Consider the following 14,672-nt stretch of genomic DNA (forward strand, 5'->3'; position numbering starts at 1 on the left):
CGAGCGAGCCGCGCGGCACCTGTGGAGACTGACCGACCGTCCACAGCAGGACGGGAGGTGCGGTGCCCACCGGCACCGCGCCTCCCGTCCGTCGGGTCGTCCGGACCGCTACGCGGTCGCGGCGGCGACCACCTCGCGCAGCAGCGCTGCCGTCTCGGACGGCGTCTTGCCGACCTTGACGCCCGCGGCCTCGAGCGCCTGCTTCTTGGCCTCGGCGGTGCCGGCGGAACCGGACACGATCGCGCCGGCGTGGCCCATCGTCTTGCCCTCGGGTGCGGTGAAGCCCGCGACGTAGCCGACGACCGGCTTCGTGACGTGCGCCTTGATGTAGTCGGCTGCGCGCTCCTCGGCGTCGCCGCCGATCTCGCCGATCATGACGATCGCGGTCGTCTCGGGGTCGGCCTCGAACGCGGCGAGCGCGTCGATGTGCGTCGTGCCGATGACCGGGTCGCCGCCGATGCCGATGGCGGTGGAGAAGCCCAGGTCACGCAGCTCGTACATCATCTGGTAGGTCAGGGTGCCGGACTTCGACACGAGGCCGATCGGGCCCTTGCCGGTGATCGTGGCCGGGGTGATGCCGACGAGCGCCTCGCCGGGGGTGATGATGCCGGGGCAGTTCGGACCGATGATCCGGGTCTTCCCGCCGAGGGCCTTGGCGTGCGCCCAGAACTCCGCGGAGTCCTGCACGGGGATGCCCTCGGTGATGACGACGACGAGGGGGACCTCGGCGTCGATGGCCTCCATGACCGCGTCCTTCGCGAACGCCGGCGGGACGAAGACGATCGAGACGTCGGCGCCCGTGGTGTCCACGGCCTCGCGGACCGAGCCGAACACGGGGAGTTCGACGTCGCCGTGCGTGACGGTGGTGCCGGCCTTGCGGGCGTTCACGCCGCCGACCACCTGCGTGCCGGCCTTGAGCATGAGTGCGGTGTGCTTCGTGCCCTCGCCGCCGGTGATGCCCTGGACGATGACCTTCGAGTCCTTGTTGAGGAAGATCGACATTGCTCTGGTGCTCCTTACGCCGCGGCCGCGGCGAGCTCGGCGGCCTGCTCGGCCGCATCGTCCATGGTCTCGGCGATCGTCACGAGCGGGTGCGCCGCTTCGCTCAGGATCCGACGACCCTCGTCGACGTTGTTGCCGTCCAGGCGCACGACGAGCGGCTTGGTCGCCGAGTCGCCGAGGATGCCGAGCGCGGCGACGATGCCGTTCGCGACCGCGTCGCAGGCGGTGATGCCGCCGAAGACGTTCACGAAGACGCTCTTCACCTGCGGGTCGCCGAGGATGACGTCGAGGCCGTTCGCCATGACCTCGGCCGAGGCGCCGCCGCCGATGTCGAGGAAGTTCGCCGGCTTCACGCCGCCGTGGCGCTCACCGGCGTAGGCGACGACGTCGAGCGTCGACATGACGAGCCCTGCGCCGTTGCCGATCACGCCGACCTCGCCGTCGAGCTTCACGTAGTTCAGGCCGTGCTGCTTCGCCTTGGCCTCGAGCGGGTCCTCGCTCGCGGTGTCCTCGAGCTGCTTGTGCTGCTCGTGGCGGAAGTCGGCGTTGTCGTCGAGCGACACCTTGCCGTCGAGGGCGAGGATCTGCCCGTCGCCGGTGCGGACCAGCGGGTTGACCTCGACGAGCGTGGCGTCCTCGCCCGCGAACACGTCGTAGAGCTGCACGAAGACGTCCGCGACCTGGTCCTGGAGCTCGGAGGGGAAGTTCGCCTGGCGCGCGATGTCGAGCGCCGCTTCCTTGTTGATGCCCGTCAGCGGGTTCACCTCGACGCGCGCGAGCGCCTCGGGCTTCTCGACCGCGAGCTGCTCGATCTCCATGCCGCCCTCGACGCTGACGAGCGACAGGTACGAGCGGTTCGCCCGGTCGAGCAGCACCGAGAAGTAGAACTCCTCGGCGATGTCGGCACCCTGCGCGACCATCACGCGCTGGACGGTGTGGCCCTTGATGTCGAGGCCGAGGATGGCCTTCGCGTGCTCGTACGCCTCGTCCGGGGTCTTCGCGACCTTGACGCCGCCGGCCTTGCCGCGCCCGCCGACCTTCACCTGCGCCTTGACGACGACCACGCCGCCGATCTGCTCGGCGGCCGCCCTCGCCTCTTCCGGGGTGTCGGCGGTGATGCCCTGCAGCACAGGGACGCCGTAGGACTCGAAGAGGTCCCTGGCCTGGTACTCGAAAAGATCCACGCTGTTCTTCTTCCCGCACGGTTCGTGCGATCGGCATCGGTCATCGGGTCGCGCACTCAACGTCGAGGGTCGCTCGATGTCGAGACAACGGCCGCGACCACCCTACTGCCGCCACATGGACGCGGGACACGTCCGTTCGGCCGTGGGTCGCGTCCGTTCGGCCGTGGGTCGCGTCCGCACGTCAGCACGCCGGCCTGGAGGCACGCCCCGCCCCCGCCCCGCCGCATCCGTCGTCCGTCCGGCCGGCTGACCGGCTGACCGGCCTGCAGCCTGGCCGGGGGACGCAACCCGGTGCGGGTCACCAGGCACCACGGGGCAGCGTGGTGCCGATGGACACCGCACTCCGCACCCGCGCCGCCGAGGTCTTCGGCTGGGACCTCCGAGACGCCCAGGTCACCGTCATCGACGCCGTCCTGTCCGGCCGTGACGCCCTCGCGCTGATGCCGACCGGCTCCGGCAAGTCCGCGATCTACCAGGTCGCGGGGCTCGCGCTCGACGGGTTGGTCGTGGTGGTCTCCCCGCTGGTGGCCCTGCAGGAGGACCAGGTCGTCGGACTCCAGCGCCACGAGGACGCCCCGCGGGCCGTGGCGATCAACGCCACCAAGCGCGTCGCCGAGGTGGACGAGGCCTGGGACGCCGTCGCCGCCGGTGACGTCCGCTACGTCTTCCTCGCGCCGGAGCAGCTCGCCAAGGACGACGTCGTCGAGCGCCTCGCCGACGCCGGCGTCTCGCTGCTCGCCGTCGACGAGGCCCACTGCGTCTCGTCGTGGGGGCACGACTTCCGTCCGGCCTACCTCGCCCTCGGTGAGGCCGCCGAACGCCTGGGCCGCCCGCCGATCGTCGCGCTGACCGCGACCGGGTCGGCGCCGGTCCGCGAGGACGTCGTCGAACGCCTCGGCATGCGGGACCCGCTCGTGCTGTCCGCGGGGTTCGACCGTCCGGGCATCCGGATCGAGGTCGAGCGCTACGGCGACGCCGACCAGAAGCGCGACGCGGTGATCGAGCAGGCCGCGGCGGCGACCGGTACCGGCATCGTCTACGTCGCGACCCGCAAGGAGACCGAGGAGTACGCCGACGCGCTCCGAGCTCGCGGGAAGGACGCCCGGCCGTACCACGCCGGCATGCGCGTGCAGGACCGGGAGTCGGTGCTGCACGCCTTCCACGACGGCGACGTCGACGTGGTCGTCGCGACGAGTGCGTTCGGGATGGGCATCGACAAGCCCGACGTCCGGTTCGTGCTGCACGCCGACATCGCCGAGTCGGTGGACGCGCACTACCAGGAGATCGGTCGTGCCGGGCGTGACGGCGCCCCGGCCACCGCGACCCTGCACTACCGGTCCGAGGACCTCGGGCTCCGCCGCTTCTTCGCCACCGGCACGCCGAAGCCCGCATCGCTCCGGGCCGTCTTCGACGCGGTCCCCGCCGAGGGCACGATCGCCCGGTCGGCCCTGCCCGACGCCTCCGGACTGTCCTCGCGCACGGCCGGGCGCGCGGTGAACACGCTGATCGAGGCCGGCGTCCTCGAGGACGGCTCCGAGGGCGTCGCCCGCGTGGCGGGCGGCCCGACGACGGCTGCGGCCGCGGCGAAGGCCGCGACCGAGCGGGCGGAGCAGCGCGAGGAGGTCGAGCAGTCGCGGATCGCGATGATGCGCCGCTTCGCCGAGACGCTCGGCTGCCGCCGGCAGTTCCTGCTCGCGTACTTCGGGGACGAGCTCGCCGAGCCCTGCGGCAACTGCGACACCTGCACCTCGGGCACCGCCTACGACGAGGCTGCGCACGGCGCCGACGGTGCGAACGACGACGCCTGGCCGCCGGAGTCCGCCGTGCAGCACGCGCAGTGGGGTCACGGCATCGTGATGAGCACCGAGGACGACCGCGTGACGGTGTTCTTCGAGTCCGCCGGGTACAAGACCCTCGCGCTCGCCGACGTCGAGGAACGGCACCTGCTCGAGCGCGTCTGACTGCCGCTCGGCGCGACGCGCAGCTGCTCGGACGGGGGGAAGGCGCGGTCGCTCGACCACCCGTCGGCGACCGCGCTCCACTCCCCCGAGCACGGCGAGTGTGACCCGCGAGCGTGGACCGCAGGTGACGCCGAGGTGAACGGGACGCGAAACCGGGCGCGGGGTGCGCACACCGGATGACCGATCAGGCGCACGGCGTACACAGGGAGGTCCGACGGCTCCGGTGACCGACACCGGCGACGGAGCCCGACCCTCCCACGGAAGGACTGCACCATGAGCGACCCCGGCATCAGCCCCGTCGACGACTTCGACGCCCAGGAGCGCCGCACCGACGACCTGGACCGCGAGCACGTGGGCCCGTACGAGGTCGACGAGTCCGAGGAGTCCCTCGAGACCGTCACGAACGACGCCGTCGCAGGCGAGACCGTCGAGCCCCAGCCGGGCGACGGGTCGGACGACGGCCCCACCGGTGGCGCCCCGCGCGAGGGCTCGCCCGACCTGTGGGAGCACGACGACGACACCGAGCGTCCGGACCTCGGCGGCGACCTCGGCACGAAGCCGCTCTGAGCGCCTCCCCCACACGACCCCCACGGAGCACGGCCCAGTACGATCGGGCCGTGCTCCGTGGCGTCCGCGACCGTGTCCGTGCGACGCCCGCGCTGGCACGGCTCCTCTCGCTGGCGTCCCTGCTGCTCGTCGCCGCGGCCGCCCACTCGGGCGCCCGGACCGGCGGCCTCGCGTGGCTCCCGCTCCTCGTCGCCGGCGTCGTGCTGGCCCTGGTCACCGGTGCGACGACGCACCGTTGGCCCCTGCCGGCGATCTGGCTGGTCGTGACGCTGCTGGCGGCCGCGAGCGGCAGGCTCGTGAGCACCGGATGGCTGGTAGGCGCGCTCGTCGGTGGCGCGGCCGCCCTGGTCGCCGCTCTGCTCGTGGACACCGCCCCGCTGCGGCGGGCACGACGGCCCGGGTCGCGTCCGTGACCGGGCCCGCGGGTCGGCTCGGCGCGGCGGGCCGGGAGGACCCAGCGGACCGGCCGGGATGCACCGCCCACCACCGCCCCGCCGGCCACGGTGACCGGACGGCGGACGGGACCCGTGCGGCACGCGCGCCACGGGCCTCCCGTCCGGCACGTGATCGCGTCGCGGACCGCGACCTGCGTCGGTGGCTGGCGGACAGCACCCCCGTCGCGGCCGGCGGTCGCGCCATCCTGCTGCAGATCGCGGACCCGGTGGTCGCGGCCGGGGTCCGCCGGCACTCCGACTTCGCCCGCCGACCACAGCAGCGGCTGGCCCACACCCTCATGTTCGTCTACGCCGTCGTGATCGGGACCGAGGCCGACGCCGCCGTCGCGACCGCGTTCGTGGACCGGGCGCACCGACCCGTCGCCGGCGCTGACGAGATCGACCGGCAGCGCTGGGTGGCCGCGACGCTGTTCGACTCCGCCCGGCAGGCGCACGAACTGTTCGGCGACCCGCTCACGAAGCGGGACGCCGAGCGGGTGTTGGCGGCGTACGCACCGATCGCGACCTCGCTGCGCGTGCCGGCCGACGGCTGGTTCGAGTCGGTGGCCGCGTTCGACGCGTACTGGGACGCGACCCTGCCCACCCTGCACGTCACCGACGACGCGCGGAGCATCGTGCGGGACCTCCTGCACCCGCGGTTCGCACCCCTGTGGGTCCGCGCCGCGATGCCGCTCGTCCGGGTCGTCACCGTCGGCATGCTGCCGGACGCCCTGCGGACCGCGTACGGCTTCCCCTGGGGGCCGCTCGAGCAGCGGCGCTTCCGGCGCACCGTCGCGTTCGTCCACCGGGTCCGCGGACTCGTGCCGGGGTGGGCGCTCCGACTCCCGGGACCGCTGCTGCTGCGGGCCATGCACCGGACCGCCGCGCGGTACACCCACTGATCCCGACAAGTTCTTGTCGTTACGACAAGAACAGTGGTACGGTCGGACCATGGCAGTCGAACTCAGCACCTGGGACGCCCAGGGCACACCGACGACACCGACGTTCTCCACGATGCGGTTCCCCGCGGGCGAGGCACACGTCAAGGTCCGGGACGACGCCGACGCGGGGGCGACCACCGAGATCGCAACCCTGCGCGGCACCGGCGGCGACGACCTGGTGATGCTCGGCATGTGGGCGGACGCGGTCCGGCAGCGCGGCGCACGGTCCGTCGCCCTCGTCCCGTACCTGCCCGGCGCGCGCCAGGACCGCGGACTCCCGTTCGGGGCGAAGGTCTACGCGGACGTCCTGAACGGCTTCCAGATCGACCAGGTGATCGCCTTCGACCCGCACTCGCCCGTCATCGTCGACCTGGTCGAACGCCTCACCGTGGTGCCGAGCGAGCAGGTCGTGCACGACGCGGTCCTCGTCGGCTCCGACTACAGCGGCATCATCGCCCCCGACGCGGGCGCGGTCGGCCGGGCGTCCCTGGTGGCAGAGGCCGCCGGCCTCCCCCTGTTCCGTGCGGAGAAGCACCGCAACCCCGACACCGGCAGGCTCGACGGGTTCTCGTGCGAGCCCCTCCCCGAGACCGGGCGGCTGCTCGTCGTCGACGACATCTGCGACGGCGGCGGCACGTTCGCCGGTCTCGCCGGCTCGACCGGCCTGCCGGCAGAGCGCCTCGGCCTCTGGGTCTCGCACGGCGTCTTCTCCGGTCGGGCCCCGCAGCTCTCCGAGCACTTCGGCGAGATCGTCACGACCGACAGCTACCCCGCGCAGCAGGACGTCCCGGGCCTGCGCACCGTCCCGCTCAGCCCGTACCTCACGAAGGAGATCCGATGACGAACACCGCCAGCACCGCGTCGACGACGGGCCTCGAGCCCCGCACCACCGCCGCGAGCCCGATCGCGCCGCTGCTCGCGGTCGACGGCTACAAGCACTCGCACCGGCAGGTCTACCCGCGGGGCACGACGCGGATCCTCATCAACTGGACGAACCGCTCGAACGCGCACATGCCCGAGTCGACGCACGCGGTGGTCTTCGGACTGCAGGCCTTCGTGCAGCGGTACCTGGTCGAGGCGTGGGCGCCGTTCTTCGCCGCCGACGAGGACGAGGTCGCCCGACTGTTCGAGCAGGCGCTGCAGGGCTACTTCGGCCCGAACCACATCGGCGTCGACCACGTCCGCGCCCTGCACCGCCTCGGGTACCTGCCGCTGGAGATCCGGGCACTCCCCGAGGGCACCCTCGCCCCGATCGGCGTCGCGACCCTGACGGTCGAGAACACCCTCGACGACTTCTTCTGGCTGCCGAACTACATCGAGACCGCCCTGTCGGCGTCGATCTGGCACCCGTCCACCGTCGCGACGAAGGCGCTCGAGTACCGCGACCTCATGGAGGAGTGGGCCGAGCGCACCGGCGCCGACCCGGCGAGCATCGACTTCGCCGCCCACGACTTCTCGTTCCGCGGACAGACGAGCATCGAGTCCGCCGCGGCCGGCGGAGCGGGCCACCTGCTCTCGTTCCTCGGCACCGACTCGATGCCGTCGCTCGACTTCATCGACCGCTACTACCCCGGCGACAACGGCTGGGTGGCGGCGAGCGTCCCCGCGACCGAGCACAGCGTGATGTGCGTCCGCGGCGCCGACGGCGAGCTCGAGACCTTCGCGCAGATCCTCGACGTCTACCCGACGGGCATCGTCTCGGCGGTCAGCGACGGCTTCGACCTCTTCAAGGTGATCACCGAGACGCTGCCGCAGCTCGAGGACCGCATCACGGCCCGCGACGGCAAGCTCGTCATCCGCCCGGACTCCGGCGACCCGGTCGACATCGTCACCGGCACCGTGCACGGCGTGCCCGAGGACGAGCTGCTGCGACCCGACCGCAGCCACGAGGAGAAGGGCGTCGTCGAGCTCCTCGACGAGCTGTTCGGTCACACGGTCAACGAGCGGGGCTACAAGGTCCTCGACCAGCACATCGGCGTGATCTACGGCGACAGCATCACCCTCGACCGCGCCCGCCGCATCTACGAGCGCCTCGCCGCGAAGGGCTACGCGAGCGACAACGTCGTGCTCGGCATCGGCTCGTACACGTACCAGTACATGACCCGCGACAACCTCGGCAGCGCCGTCAAGGCGACCTGGGCGCTCGTCGACGGCGAGCCGGTCGACATCCAGAAGGACCCGAAGACCGGCAGCGGCAAGAAGAGCGCGAAGGGCCGGATCGCCCTGCACCGCGACGAGACCGGCGAGATCCGGCAGACCGACCAGGCGACGCCCGACGACGAGGCGACCAGCCTGCTCCAGCCCGTCTGGATCGACGGCCGCTTCCAGGTGCACCAGTCGTTCGCCGACGTCCGCGAGGTGCTCCGTGCCGAGCGCGCGGCCCGTGCCGCCCGTCGGGCGTCGGCGTGACCGACGCCGCCTCGGCGGCCCGCGACCAGCCGCTCATCGCGATCGACGTCGTCCCGGTGTCGTTCACGGTGGCGGAGGGCGTGCGGGTCGCCACCGCGCGTCGGGCGTACGACCCGTACGCCGGCCGGGAGGCACTGCCCGGCGTCCTCCTGGACGCTGCGGAACGCCTCGCCGACGGTGCACGGCGCGCCCTGCGCACCAAGGCCGGCATCGGTCCCGGGGCGGTGCGGCACCTCGCGCAGGTCGGCGCGTTCGACGGGCCGTCGCGCGACCCGCGCGAGACCGCGATCAGCATCGCGTTCGCGGCCGTCGTCGGTGCAGCCGACCCGGGGGTGGACGGTGGGTCCGCGGTGTGGCGGCCGCTCGGCGGGGGCGACCTGGGCCTCCCGTTCGACCACGACACGATCGTACGTGCCGCCCTCGACCAGGTGCGCACCCGGCTGTGGCGGGACGTCCCGATGACGCGCGCGCTGCTCGGCGACGTGTTCCCGACGAGTGCGGCCGCGGCACTGCACGCGGCGCTCCACGGGGCCGCCCCGGACGCCGGCAACCTGAACCGGGCACTCCGGACGAACCCCGCGCTCGTGCGGACCGACGCCGCGCCGACGACGACCGGGCGCAGCGGGCGTCCCCCGGCGACCTGGACGTGGACCGACTGAGCGCGGTTGGGTGGGGGCATGTCCAGTTCGCTCTCCGGTGACGACTCCCTGCACCTGCCCGAGTTCGACGCGCCGCCCGCGTCGCCGTTCGACGTCGCCCGGGCCTGGCTCGACGGCGCCGCCGACCGCGAGGTCTCCGAGCCGATGTCGATGACCCTCGCGACCGCCGGCGCCGACGGCCGGGTGTCCGCCCGCACCGTCGACGTGAAGCGGCTCGACGACCGTGGACTCGTGTTCGGCACCTCGACGCTCAGCCCGAAGGGTCGGCAGCTCGCCGAGAACCCGCACGCCGCGCTGCAGGTGTACTGGCGCGAGAGCATGCAGCAACTGCGCTTCGAGGGCCTCGCCGTGCAGCTGTCCGACGAGGAGTCCGACGCGCTGTTCGCCGACCGGTCGCCGAAGTCCCGCGCCGCGACCGCGATCGCCGACCAGTCGGACGTGCTCGAACCGCGCACGCTGCAGGACCTCATCGACGACGCGAACGTGCTGCTCGACGAGAGCGACGACGACGTGCCGCGCCCCGAGGGCTGGGTGGCGTGGCGGCTCGAGCCCGACGTGGTGGAGTTCTGGCAGGGCAGTCGCGACCGGATGCACCGGCGGCTGCAGTACGTCCGCGCGGGCGACGGCTGGGACGTGGCGCGGCTGCAGCCGTAGGCGCGGCGCTGCGCTGGGTGCGCGGCGCGACGTGCTCGGCGCTGTGCCCACGCACGTCGAACCACGGATGCGACGACGAACCAGGCGATCGCGCTGGTTCGACGTCGGGAACGTGGTTCGACGCCCACCGCCGGACGGACGGTAGCGTCGTCGGATGGGGACCACGCACGCGCTCACCGTCCGACCGGCCGATGTCCGGGACGCCGACGCGATCGCCGCCGTGCACGTGCAGGCGTGGCGGGAGGCGTACGCACACCTGCTGCCGGCCGACTTCCTCGCCGCCCTCGACGTCGACGCCCGCGCAGCACGGTGGCGTGGGATCATCGCCGAGCCAGACGTCGACGTGCTCGTCGCCACGGTCGCTGACGCGGACGGTGACGCGGTCATCGGCTGGGCCTCGGCCGGCCCCGGACGCGGGGAACGCCCGCGCGACCGCGAGCTCGAGGGCATCTACGTCCTCGCCGAGCACCACGGGTCGGGCGCCGGACAGGCGTTGCTCGACGCCGCCGTCGGCACCGGACCCGCGTTCCTCTGGGTCGCCGACCGGAATCCTCGGGCCGAGGCCTTCTACCGACGCAACGGCTTCGAGCGCGACGGCACGGTCAAGCACGAACCGATCGGACCGCACGGGCTCGACGCGGTCCGGATGGTGCGCTGACGACCGCCTCGCTCGCTGCGGTCAGAGCTTCTCGATCGGCGCGATCTTGATGAGCAACTTCTTGCGTCCAGCGGCGTCGAACGCGATCTCGGCGATGCGCTTCGCACCCTGACCGGTGACCGCGGACACCGTGCCCTCACCGAAGTCGACGTGCTTGATGCGGTCGCCGGCGACGAGTTCCATGTCGCCGTTGTCGCGGACCTGCCCGGACACCCGGTTCGCCCACTCGGTCTTCGGACGGGTCTTCGCCGCCGCGGCCGCCCGGTCGTAGGAGCCGCCCGAGAACCCGCCGCCGCCGCGGTACCCACCGCCGCCGCCCGCGCCGCCGAAGCCACCGCGACGAGCGTTCAGCGCGCGGGGCTCGGTGCCGCCGCGGCTGTTCGCCATGCCCGGCGACTGCTTCCACTCGATCAGGCCCTCGGGGATCTCCTGCAGGAACCGGGACGGCATCGCCACGTTGACGTCGCCGAACTGCGCGCGGGTCATCGCCAACGACAGGAACAGCGACTTCTTCGCGCGGGTGATGCCGACGTAGAAGAGCCGGCGTTCCTCGGCGGGGCCGCCCGGCTCGTTCGCGGACATCCGGTGCGGCAGCAGGTCCTCTTCGACACCCGTGAGGAAGACCGCGTCGTACTCCAGGCCCTTGGCCGTGTGCAGCGTCATGAGCGACACCGTTCCGGACGAGTCGTCGAGCTCGTCGGCCGCCGCGACGAGGGAGACCTCGGTCAGGAAGTCCGACAGGGTCCCCTCGGGATTGTTCTTCTGGAACTCCCGCGTCACCGCGACGAGCTCGTCGATGTTGTCGGCGCGGGCGGCGTCCTGCGCGTCGGGCGACTTCCGCAGGTTCTCGAGCAGCCCGGAGCCGTCGAGCAGCTGCGTCAGGGTGTCGACGACCGGCTGGGTCGCCGCGCGCGATGCGACGTCGTCGAGCAGCTCCGCGAACGAGGTGATCGCGTTCCGCACCTTCGGGCCGAAGCCGAGCTCGTCGGCGTGCCGCAGGGCCTCGCGCATCGAGGTCTCGTGCTCGTCGGCGTAGCGCTGCAGCGCGGTCTCCGTGACCGCACCGATGCCGCGCTTCGGCACGTTGAGGATGCGCCGGAGCGACAGCGGGTCGGCCGGGTTCGCGACGGTGATCAGGTACGCCATGGCGTCCTTGATCTCGGCACGCTCGTAGAACTTCGTGCCGCCGAGCACCCGGTACGGGATCGCCGACCGGATGAAGATCTCCTCGAGCGCACGGGTCTGCGAGTTCGTCCGGTAGAAGACCGCCATGTCCCGGTAGGACGTGCCCTCGTCGTGCAGGCGCTGGATCTCATCGGCGACGAACTGCGCCTCGTCGTGGCCGGTGTACCCGGTGAAGCCGACGATCTTGTCGCCGGCGCCGACGTCGGTGAACAGGTTCTTCGCCTGCCGGTCGAAGTTGTTCGCGATGACGGCGTTCGCGGCGTCGAGGATCGTCTGCGTCGATCGGTAGTTCTGCTCGAGCAGGATCACCTTCGAGTTCGGGAAGTCACGCTCGAACTCGACGATGTTCCGGATGTCGGCACCGCGGAAGGCGTAGATCGACTGGTCGGAGTCACCGACCACCGTGAGCGATGCCGGGGCGATGGACCCGTCGGCCTCGCGCATCCGGGCGACGTGCTGCCCGGCGTCCTCGAGCTTGTCGACCTGTTCGACGGGCACCGGGCGGGTGAGCTCGCGGATCAGGGCGTACTGCGCGTGGTTGGTGTCCTGGTACTCGTCGACCAGGACGAACCGGAAGCGCCGCTGGTAGAGCGCGGCGACCTCGGGGAAGGCCCGGAACAGGAAGACCGTCTGCCCGATCAGGTCGTCGAAGTCGAAGGCGTTGGCCCGGCGGAGCTCGTTCGTGTAGCGCCGGAACACCTCGGTGAACATGACCTCCTGCGGGTCGTTCGCGTTGATGTTCCGTGCGTAGGTGTCGACGTCCTGCAGCTCGTTCTTGAGCTTCGAGATCTTCGAGGACGCGGCGCCGACGGTCAGCCCGAGGGAGTCCGCCTCGAGCTCCTTGATGATCCGCTTGAGGAGCGCTCGCGAGTCCGCCGAGTCGTAGATCGTGAACGACTGCGGGAAGCCGAAGCGCTCGGCCTCGCGCCGGAGGATCCGCACGCACGCCGAGTGGAACGTGGAGATCCACATGCCCTCGGCAGCCTGGCCGACCAGGGCCTGCACGCGCTCGCGCATCTCGGCCGCGGCCTTGTTCGTGAACGTGATCGCGAGGATCTGCGACGGCCAGGCCTCGCGGTTCGCGAGCAGCAGGGCGATGCGGCGGGTGAGCACGCTCGTCTTGCCCGACCCGGCACCGGCCACGATGAGCAGGGACTCGCCGCGGTACTCGACGGCTTCCTTCTGCTGGGGGTTGAGACCCGCGGTGAAGGGGTCGTCGTACCCGCCGGCGCGGTTGCCCGTGCCCGGCTCGGGGGACTGGTCGAAGGGGTCGAGCACGATCGTCATGACCGGGTCAGTCTAGGCGCGCCCTCCGACAGGCGCAGCGGCTGCGAACCGTGGGCCGCGGGACACACTCCGACCCACCGGGACCGGGGTCGGGTCGGACGGCGGACATGCTGTCGGACATGAGGACGTGGACCGCGTGTGACGCCGTCGAGCTCGTCGAGCGGAGCTGGGTCTGGATGGCGTTCGTCACGACGCCCGTGACCATCACGCTCGGGGTCGGCTGGTCCTTCCTCGCCGACGGGGGCATCGGGAGACCCGAGGGCCTGGCCGCGCTCGCCCTCACCGCCTTCCTCCTCGCCGTCGTCGCGGGGCTCGTGACCGTCGGCGGGGGTGTCGTGGCGCTCCCGTGCACGTACGCACTCGGATGGGCACTCGCCCGGATCTCCGCTCGACGCGGCGTGCACGTCGTCGCGCACGCACTGCTCGCCGGCGGCCTCGCGGCGCTCTGCGTCTGGGTCCTCGAGACGTACTGGTCCCACGCATGGGCGCCCATCCCGTCCCTCCGCCTGCTGATCGCGGTCTCGGCGGCTGCCGCTGCTGCGATCGCCACGTGGCGGACCGACCGAGGGGACCGCGGCGGTGCAGCGACCATGCCCCGGTCGCGGGCGGACGCGCGGAGCTGACGGATCAGACCGTGGCGCCGCCTCCGACGAGTGACCGCGCCCGCACCGCCAGGTCCGGGTGGTCCGCGAACACCCCGTCCACCCCGGTCCGCAGCACCGAGGTGAACCACCGCTCCCAGTCGCCGTGCGCCGCCACGTCGCCCCCGCGTCGCAGCGGTGCCGGCAGGAACCGGTTCTCCGGCCGGAGCGTCCACGTGTAGACGGCGAGACCTGCGGCGTGCGCCCGCTCGACGATGACGCTGCGGACCGGCCGCGGGTCGTCGACGGCGACGCTGTCCGCCCCGGCCATCAGGGTCTTCAGGTCGACGCTGATCCCGTGGAACTCGGCGGCGAACCCGGCCAACGCGGCGTCCGTGCGCTCGGACGCCCACGAGGGGGCCGCCGACCCGTGGGCGGCGACCTCGTCCGCGGCGCTGCCACGGGCCTCCTGGAGGTACACGAGCCGACCGCCCGTGCCGAGCGAGCCGAGCTGGCGGAGCACCGTCTTCTCGAACGACTCGATCGTCAGCCGGTCGTCGCCGCGCCACCCGGCGTCGCCGAGCGCGTCGTCGAGCAGCTGCGCCATCGGGAACCCTGCCTGCTCGAAGAAGTGGGCGTGCTTGACCTCGGCGACGAGCCCGACCGGGCGCGGGGCCGCGTCGAGGATGCCGAGCAGGTCCTCGAGGCGCAGCACCCCGTCCTCGCCGTCGTGCGCCGCCGAGGCCGGACGGAGCTGCGGCAGCCGCTCGCGCACCCGGAGCGTCCGGAGCTCCTCCCACGTGAAGTCCTCGGTGAACCAGCCCGTCACGGTCTGCCCGTCGACGGTCTTCGTCGTCCGCAGGTGCGCGAACTCGGGGTGGTCGGCGACGTCGGTCGTGCCGGACACCTCGTTCTCGTGGCGGAGCACGAGCACGCCGTCCTTCGTCGGCACGAGGTCGGGCTCGATCGCATCGGCACCGAGCTCCACGGCCAGTTCGTAGGCGCTCCGGGAGTGTTCCGGTCGGTGGCCGGAGGCTCCTCGGTGGGCGATCACACGGGTCATGCGCCGAACGGTAGCGGCTCCGCCCCACCGGCGGGTGTCCTGCGGGTGTGCCTGTGGACACATCCGTTCAGCCCGGGCCCGCTGTTC

14 protein-coding genes are annotated in these 14,672 nt (G+C 72.4%); 10 read left to right on the forward strand and 4 right to left on the reverse strand.

The features are described 5' to 3' along the window. Positions 1-108 precede the first annotated feature (108 nt). Both sucD and sucC read right to left on the reverse strand, forming a co-directional pair. Complete coding sequence (gene sucD / locus C1N91_RS14965) at positions 109-1,002, reverse strand: succinate--CoA ligase subunit alpha (RefSeq protein ID WP_058728843.1); 894 nt, start codon at positions 1,000-1,002, stop codon at positions 109-111. Between the two features lie 14 nt (positions 1,003-1,016). Continuing rightward, positions 1,017-2,186, reverse strand: coding sequence for an ADP-forming succinate--CoA ligase subunit beta (gene sucC, locus C1N91_RS14970; protein WP_058728844.1), 1,170 nt, complete (start codon positions 2,184-2,186; stop codon positions 1,017-1,019). 329 nt (positions 2,187-2,515) lie between these two features. On the opposite strand from sucC, the gene C1N91_RS14975 reads away from it, so the two are divergent. The 9 genes from C1N91_RS14975 to C1N91_RS15015 all read left to right on the forward strand — a co-directional run bounded on the left by C1N91_RS14975 (position 2,516) and on the right by C1N91_RS15015 (position 10,469). Further along, positions 2,516-4,147: a RecQ family ATP-dependent DNA helicase gene (locus C1N91_RS14975; RefSeq protein ID WP_137768363.1), complete on the forward strand. Its 1,632-nt coding sequence runs from the start codon at positions 2,516-2,518 to the stop codon at positions 4,145-4,147. A gap of 273 nt (positions 4,148-4,420) precedes the next feature. Beyond that, positions 4,421-4,714 carry a hypothetical protein gene (locus C1N91_RS14980; protein ID WP_058728846.1) on the forward strand — a complete coding sequence of 98 codons (294 nt, stop codon included), beginning with the start codon at positions 4,421-4,423 and terminating at the stop codon, positions 4,712-4,714. Between the two features lie 50 nt (positions 4,715-4,764). Further along, positions 4,765-5,127, forward strand: a complete 363-nt coding sequence (locus C1N91_RS14985) for a hypothetical protein (protein ID WP_058748720.1) — start codon at positions 4,765-4,767, stop codon at positions 5,125-5,127. Further along, positions 5,124-6,050, forward strand: coding sequence for an oxygenase MpaB family protein (locus C1N91_RS14990; RefSeq protein WP_175416052.1), 927 nt, complete (start codon positions 5,124-5,126; stop codon positions 6,048-6,050). The genes C1N91_RS14985 and C1N91_RS14990 overlap by 4 nt, the downstream gene beginning before the upstream one ends. Before the next feature lie 49 nt (positions 6,051-6,099). After that, positions 6,100-6,930 carry a ribose-phosphate pyrophosphokinase gene (locus tag C1N91_RS14995; protein ID WP_137768365.1) on the forward strand — a complete coding sequence of 277 codons (831 nt, stop codon included), beginning with the start codon at positions 6,100-6,102 and terminating at the stop codon, positions 6,928-6,930. Further along, positions 6,927-8,498, forward strand: a complete 1,572-nt coding sequence (locus C1N91_RS15000) for a nicotinate phosphoribosyltransferase (protein ID WP_137768366.1) — start codon at positions 6,927-6,929, stop codon at positions 8,496-8,498. Before C1N91_RS14995 ends, C1N91_RS15000 begins: the two co-directional genes overlap by 4 nt. Then, positions 8,495-9,157 carry an NUDIX domain-containing protein gene (locus tag C1N91_RS15005; protein WP_137768367.1) on the forward strand — a complete coding sequence of 221 codons (663 nt, stop codon included), beginning with the start codon at positions 8,495-8,497 and terminating at the stop codon, positions 9,155-9,157. Before C1N91_RS15000 ends, C1N91_RS15005 begins: the two co-directional genes overlap by 4 nt. 18 nt (positions 9,158-9,175) lie before the next feature. Then, on the forward strand, positions 9,176-9,811 hold the full coding sequence (locus tag C1N91_RS15010; protein ID WP_137768368.1) for a pyridoxal 5'-phosphate synthase: 636 nt from the start codon (positions 9,176-9,178) through the stop codon (positions 9,809-9,811). 154 nt (positions 9,812-9,965) lie between these two features. Next, positions 9,966-10,469, forward strand: coding sequence for a GNAT family N-acetyltransferase (locus tag C1N91_RS15015; protein ID WP_137768369.1), 504 nt, complete (start codon positions 9,966-9,968; stop codon positions 10,467-10,469). A 21-nt stretch (positions 10,470-10,490) separates the two neighbouring features. Here the strand turns inward: C1N91_RS15015 and C1N91_RS15020 are convergent, their stop codons facing one another. After that, positions 10,491-12,941, reverse strand: coding sequence for an ATP-dependent helicase (locus tag C1N91_RS15020; RefSeq protein WP_137768370.1), 2,451 nt, complete (start codon positions 12,939-12,941; stop codon positions 10,491-10,493). Between the two features lie 119 nt (positions 12,942-13,060). Between C1N91_RS15020 and C1N91_RS15025 the strand changes: the two genes are divergently transcribed. Beyond that, complete coding sequence (locus tag C1N91_RS15025; RefSeq protein WP_137768371.1) at positions 13,061-13,564, forward strand: hypothetical protein; 504 nt, start codon at positions 13,061-13,063, stop codon at positions 13,562-13,564. Between the two features lie 4 nt (positions 13,565-13,568). Here the strand turns inward: C1N91_RS15025 and C1N91_RS15030 are convergent, their stop codons facing one another. Then, entirely contained in the window at positions 13,569-14,585 is a 1,017-nt protein-coding gene (locus C1N91_RS15030) for a glycerophosphodiester phosphodiesterase family protein (protein WP_137768372.1), read from the reverse strand. Positions 14,586-14,672 lie beyond the last annotated feature (87 nt).

The organism is Curtobacterium sp. SGAir0471, assembly GCF_005490985.1.
Classification (GTDB): domain Bacteria; phylum Actinomycetota; class Actinomycetes; order Actinomycetales; family Microbacteriaceae; genus Curtobacterium.

Excerpts from the sequence above, each read along its gene's own strand:
- sucD (WP_058728843.1), bottom strand. The coding sequence starts at position 1,002 with ATGTCGATCTTCCTCAACAAGGACTCGAAGGTCATCGTCCAGGGCATC.
- C1N91_RS14975 (WP_137768363.1), top strand. The coding sequence starts at position 2,516 with ATGGACACCGCACTCCGCACCCGCGCCGCCGAGGTCTTCGGCTGGGAC.
- C1N91_RS14980 (WP_058728846.1), top strand. The coding sequence starts at position 4,421 with ATGAGCGACCCCGGCATCAGCCCCGTCGACGACTTCGACGCCCAGGAG.
- C1N91_RS14995 (WP_137768365.1), top strand. The coding sequence starts at position 6,100 with ATGGCAGTCGAACTCAGCACCTGGGACGCCCAGGGCACACCGACGACA.
- C1N91_RS15000 (WP_137768366.1), top strand. The coding sequence starts at position 6,927 with ATGACGAACACCGCCAGCACCGCGTCGACGACGGGCCTCGAGCCCCGC.
- C1N91_RS15010 (WP_137768368.1), top strand. The coding sequence starts at position 9,176 with ATGTCCAGTTCGCTCTCCGGTGACGACTCCCTGCACCTGCCCGAGTTC.
- C1N91_RS15015 (WP_137768369.1), top strand. The coding sequence starts at position 9,966 with ATGGGGACCACGCACGCGCTCACCGTCCGACCGGCCGATGTCCGGGAC.
- C1N91_RS15020 (WP_137768370.1), bottom strand. The coding sequence starts at position 12,941 with ATGACGATCGTGCTCGACCCCTTCGACCAGTCCCCCGAGCCGGGCACG.
- C1N91_RS15025 (WP_137768371.1), top strand. The coding sequence starts at position 13,061 with ATGAGGACGTGGACCGCGTGTGACGCCGTCGAGCTCGTCGAGCGGAGC.
- C1N91_RS15030 (WP_137768372.1), bottom strand. The coding sequence starts at position 14,585 with ATGACCCGTGTGATCGCCCACCGAGGAGCCTCCGGCCACCGACCGGAA.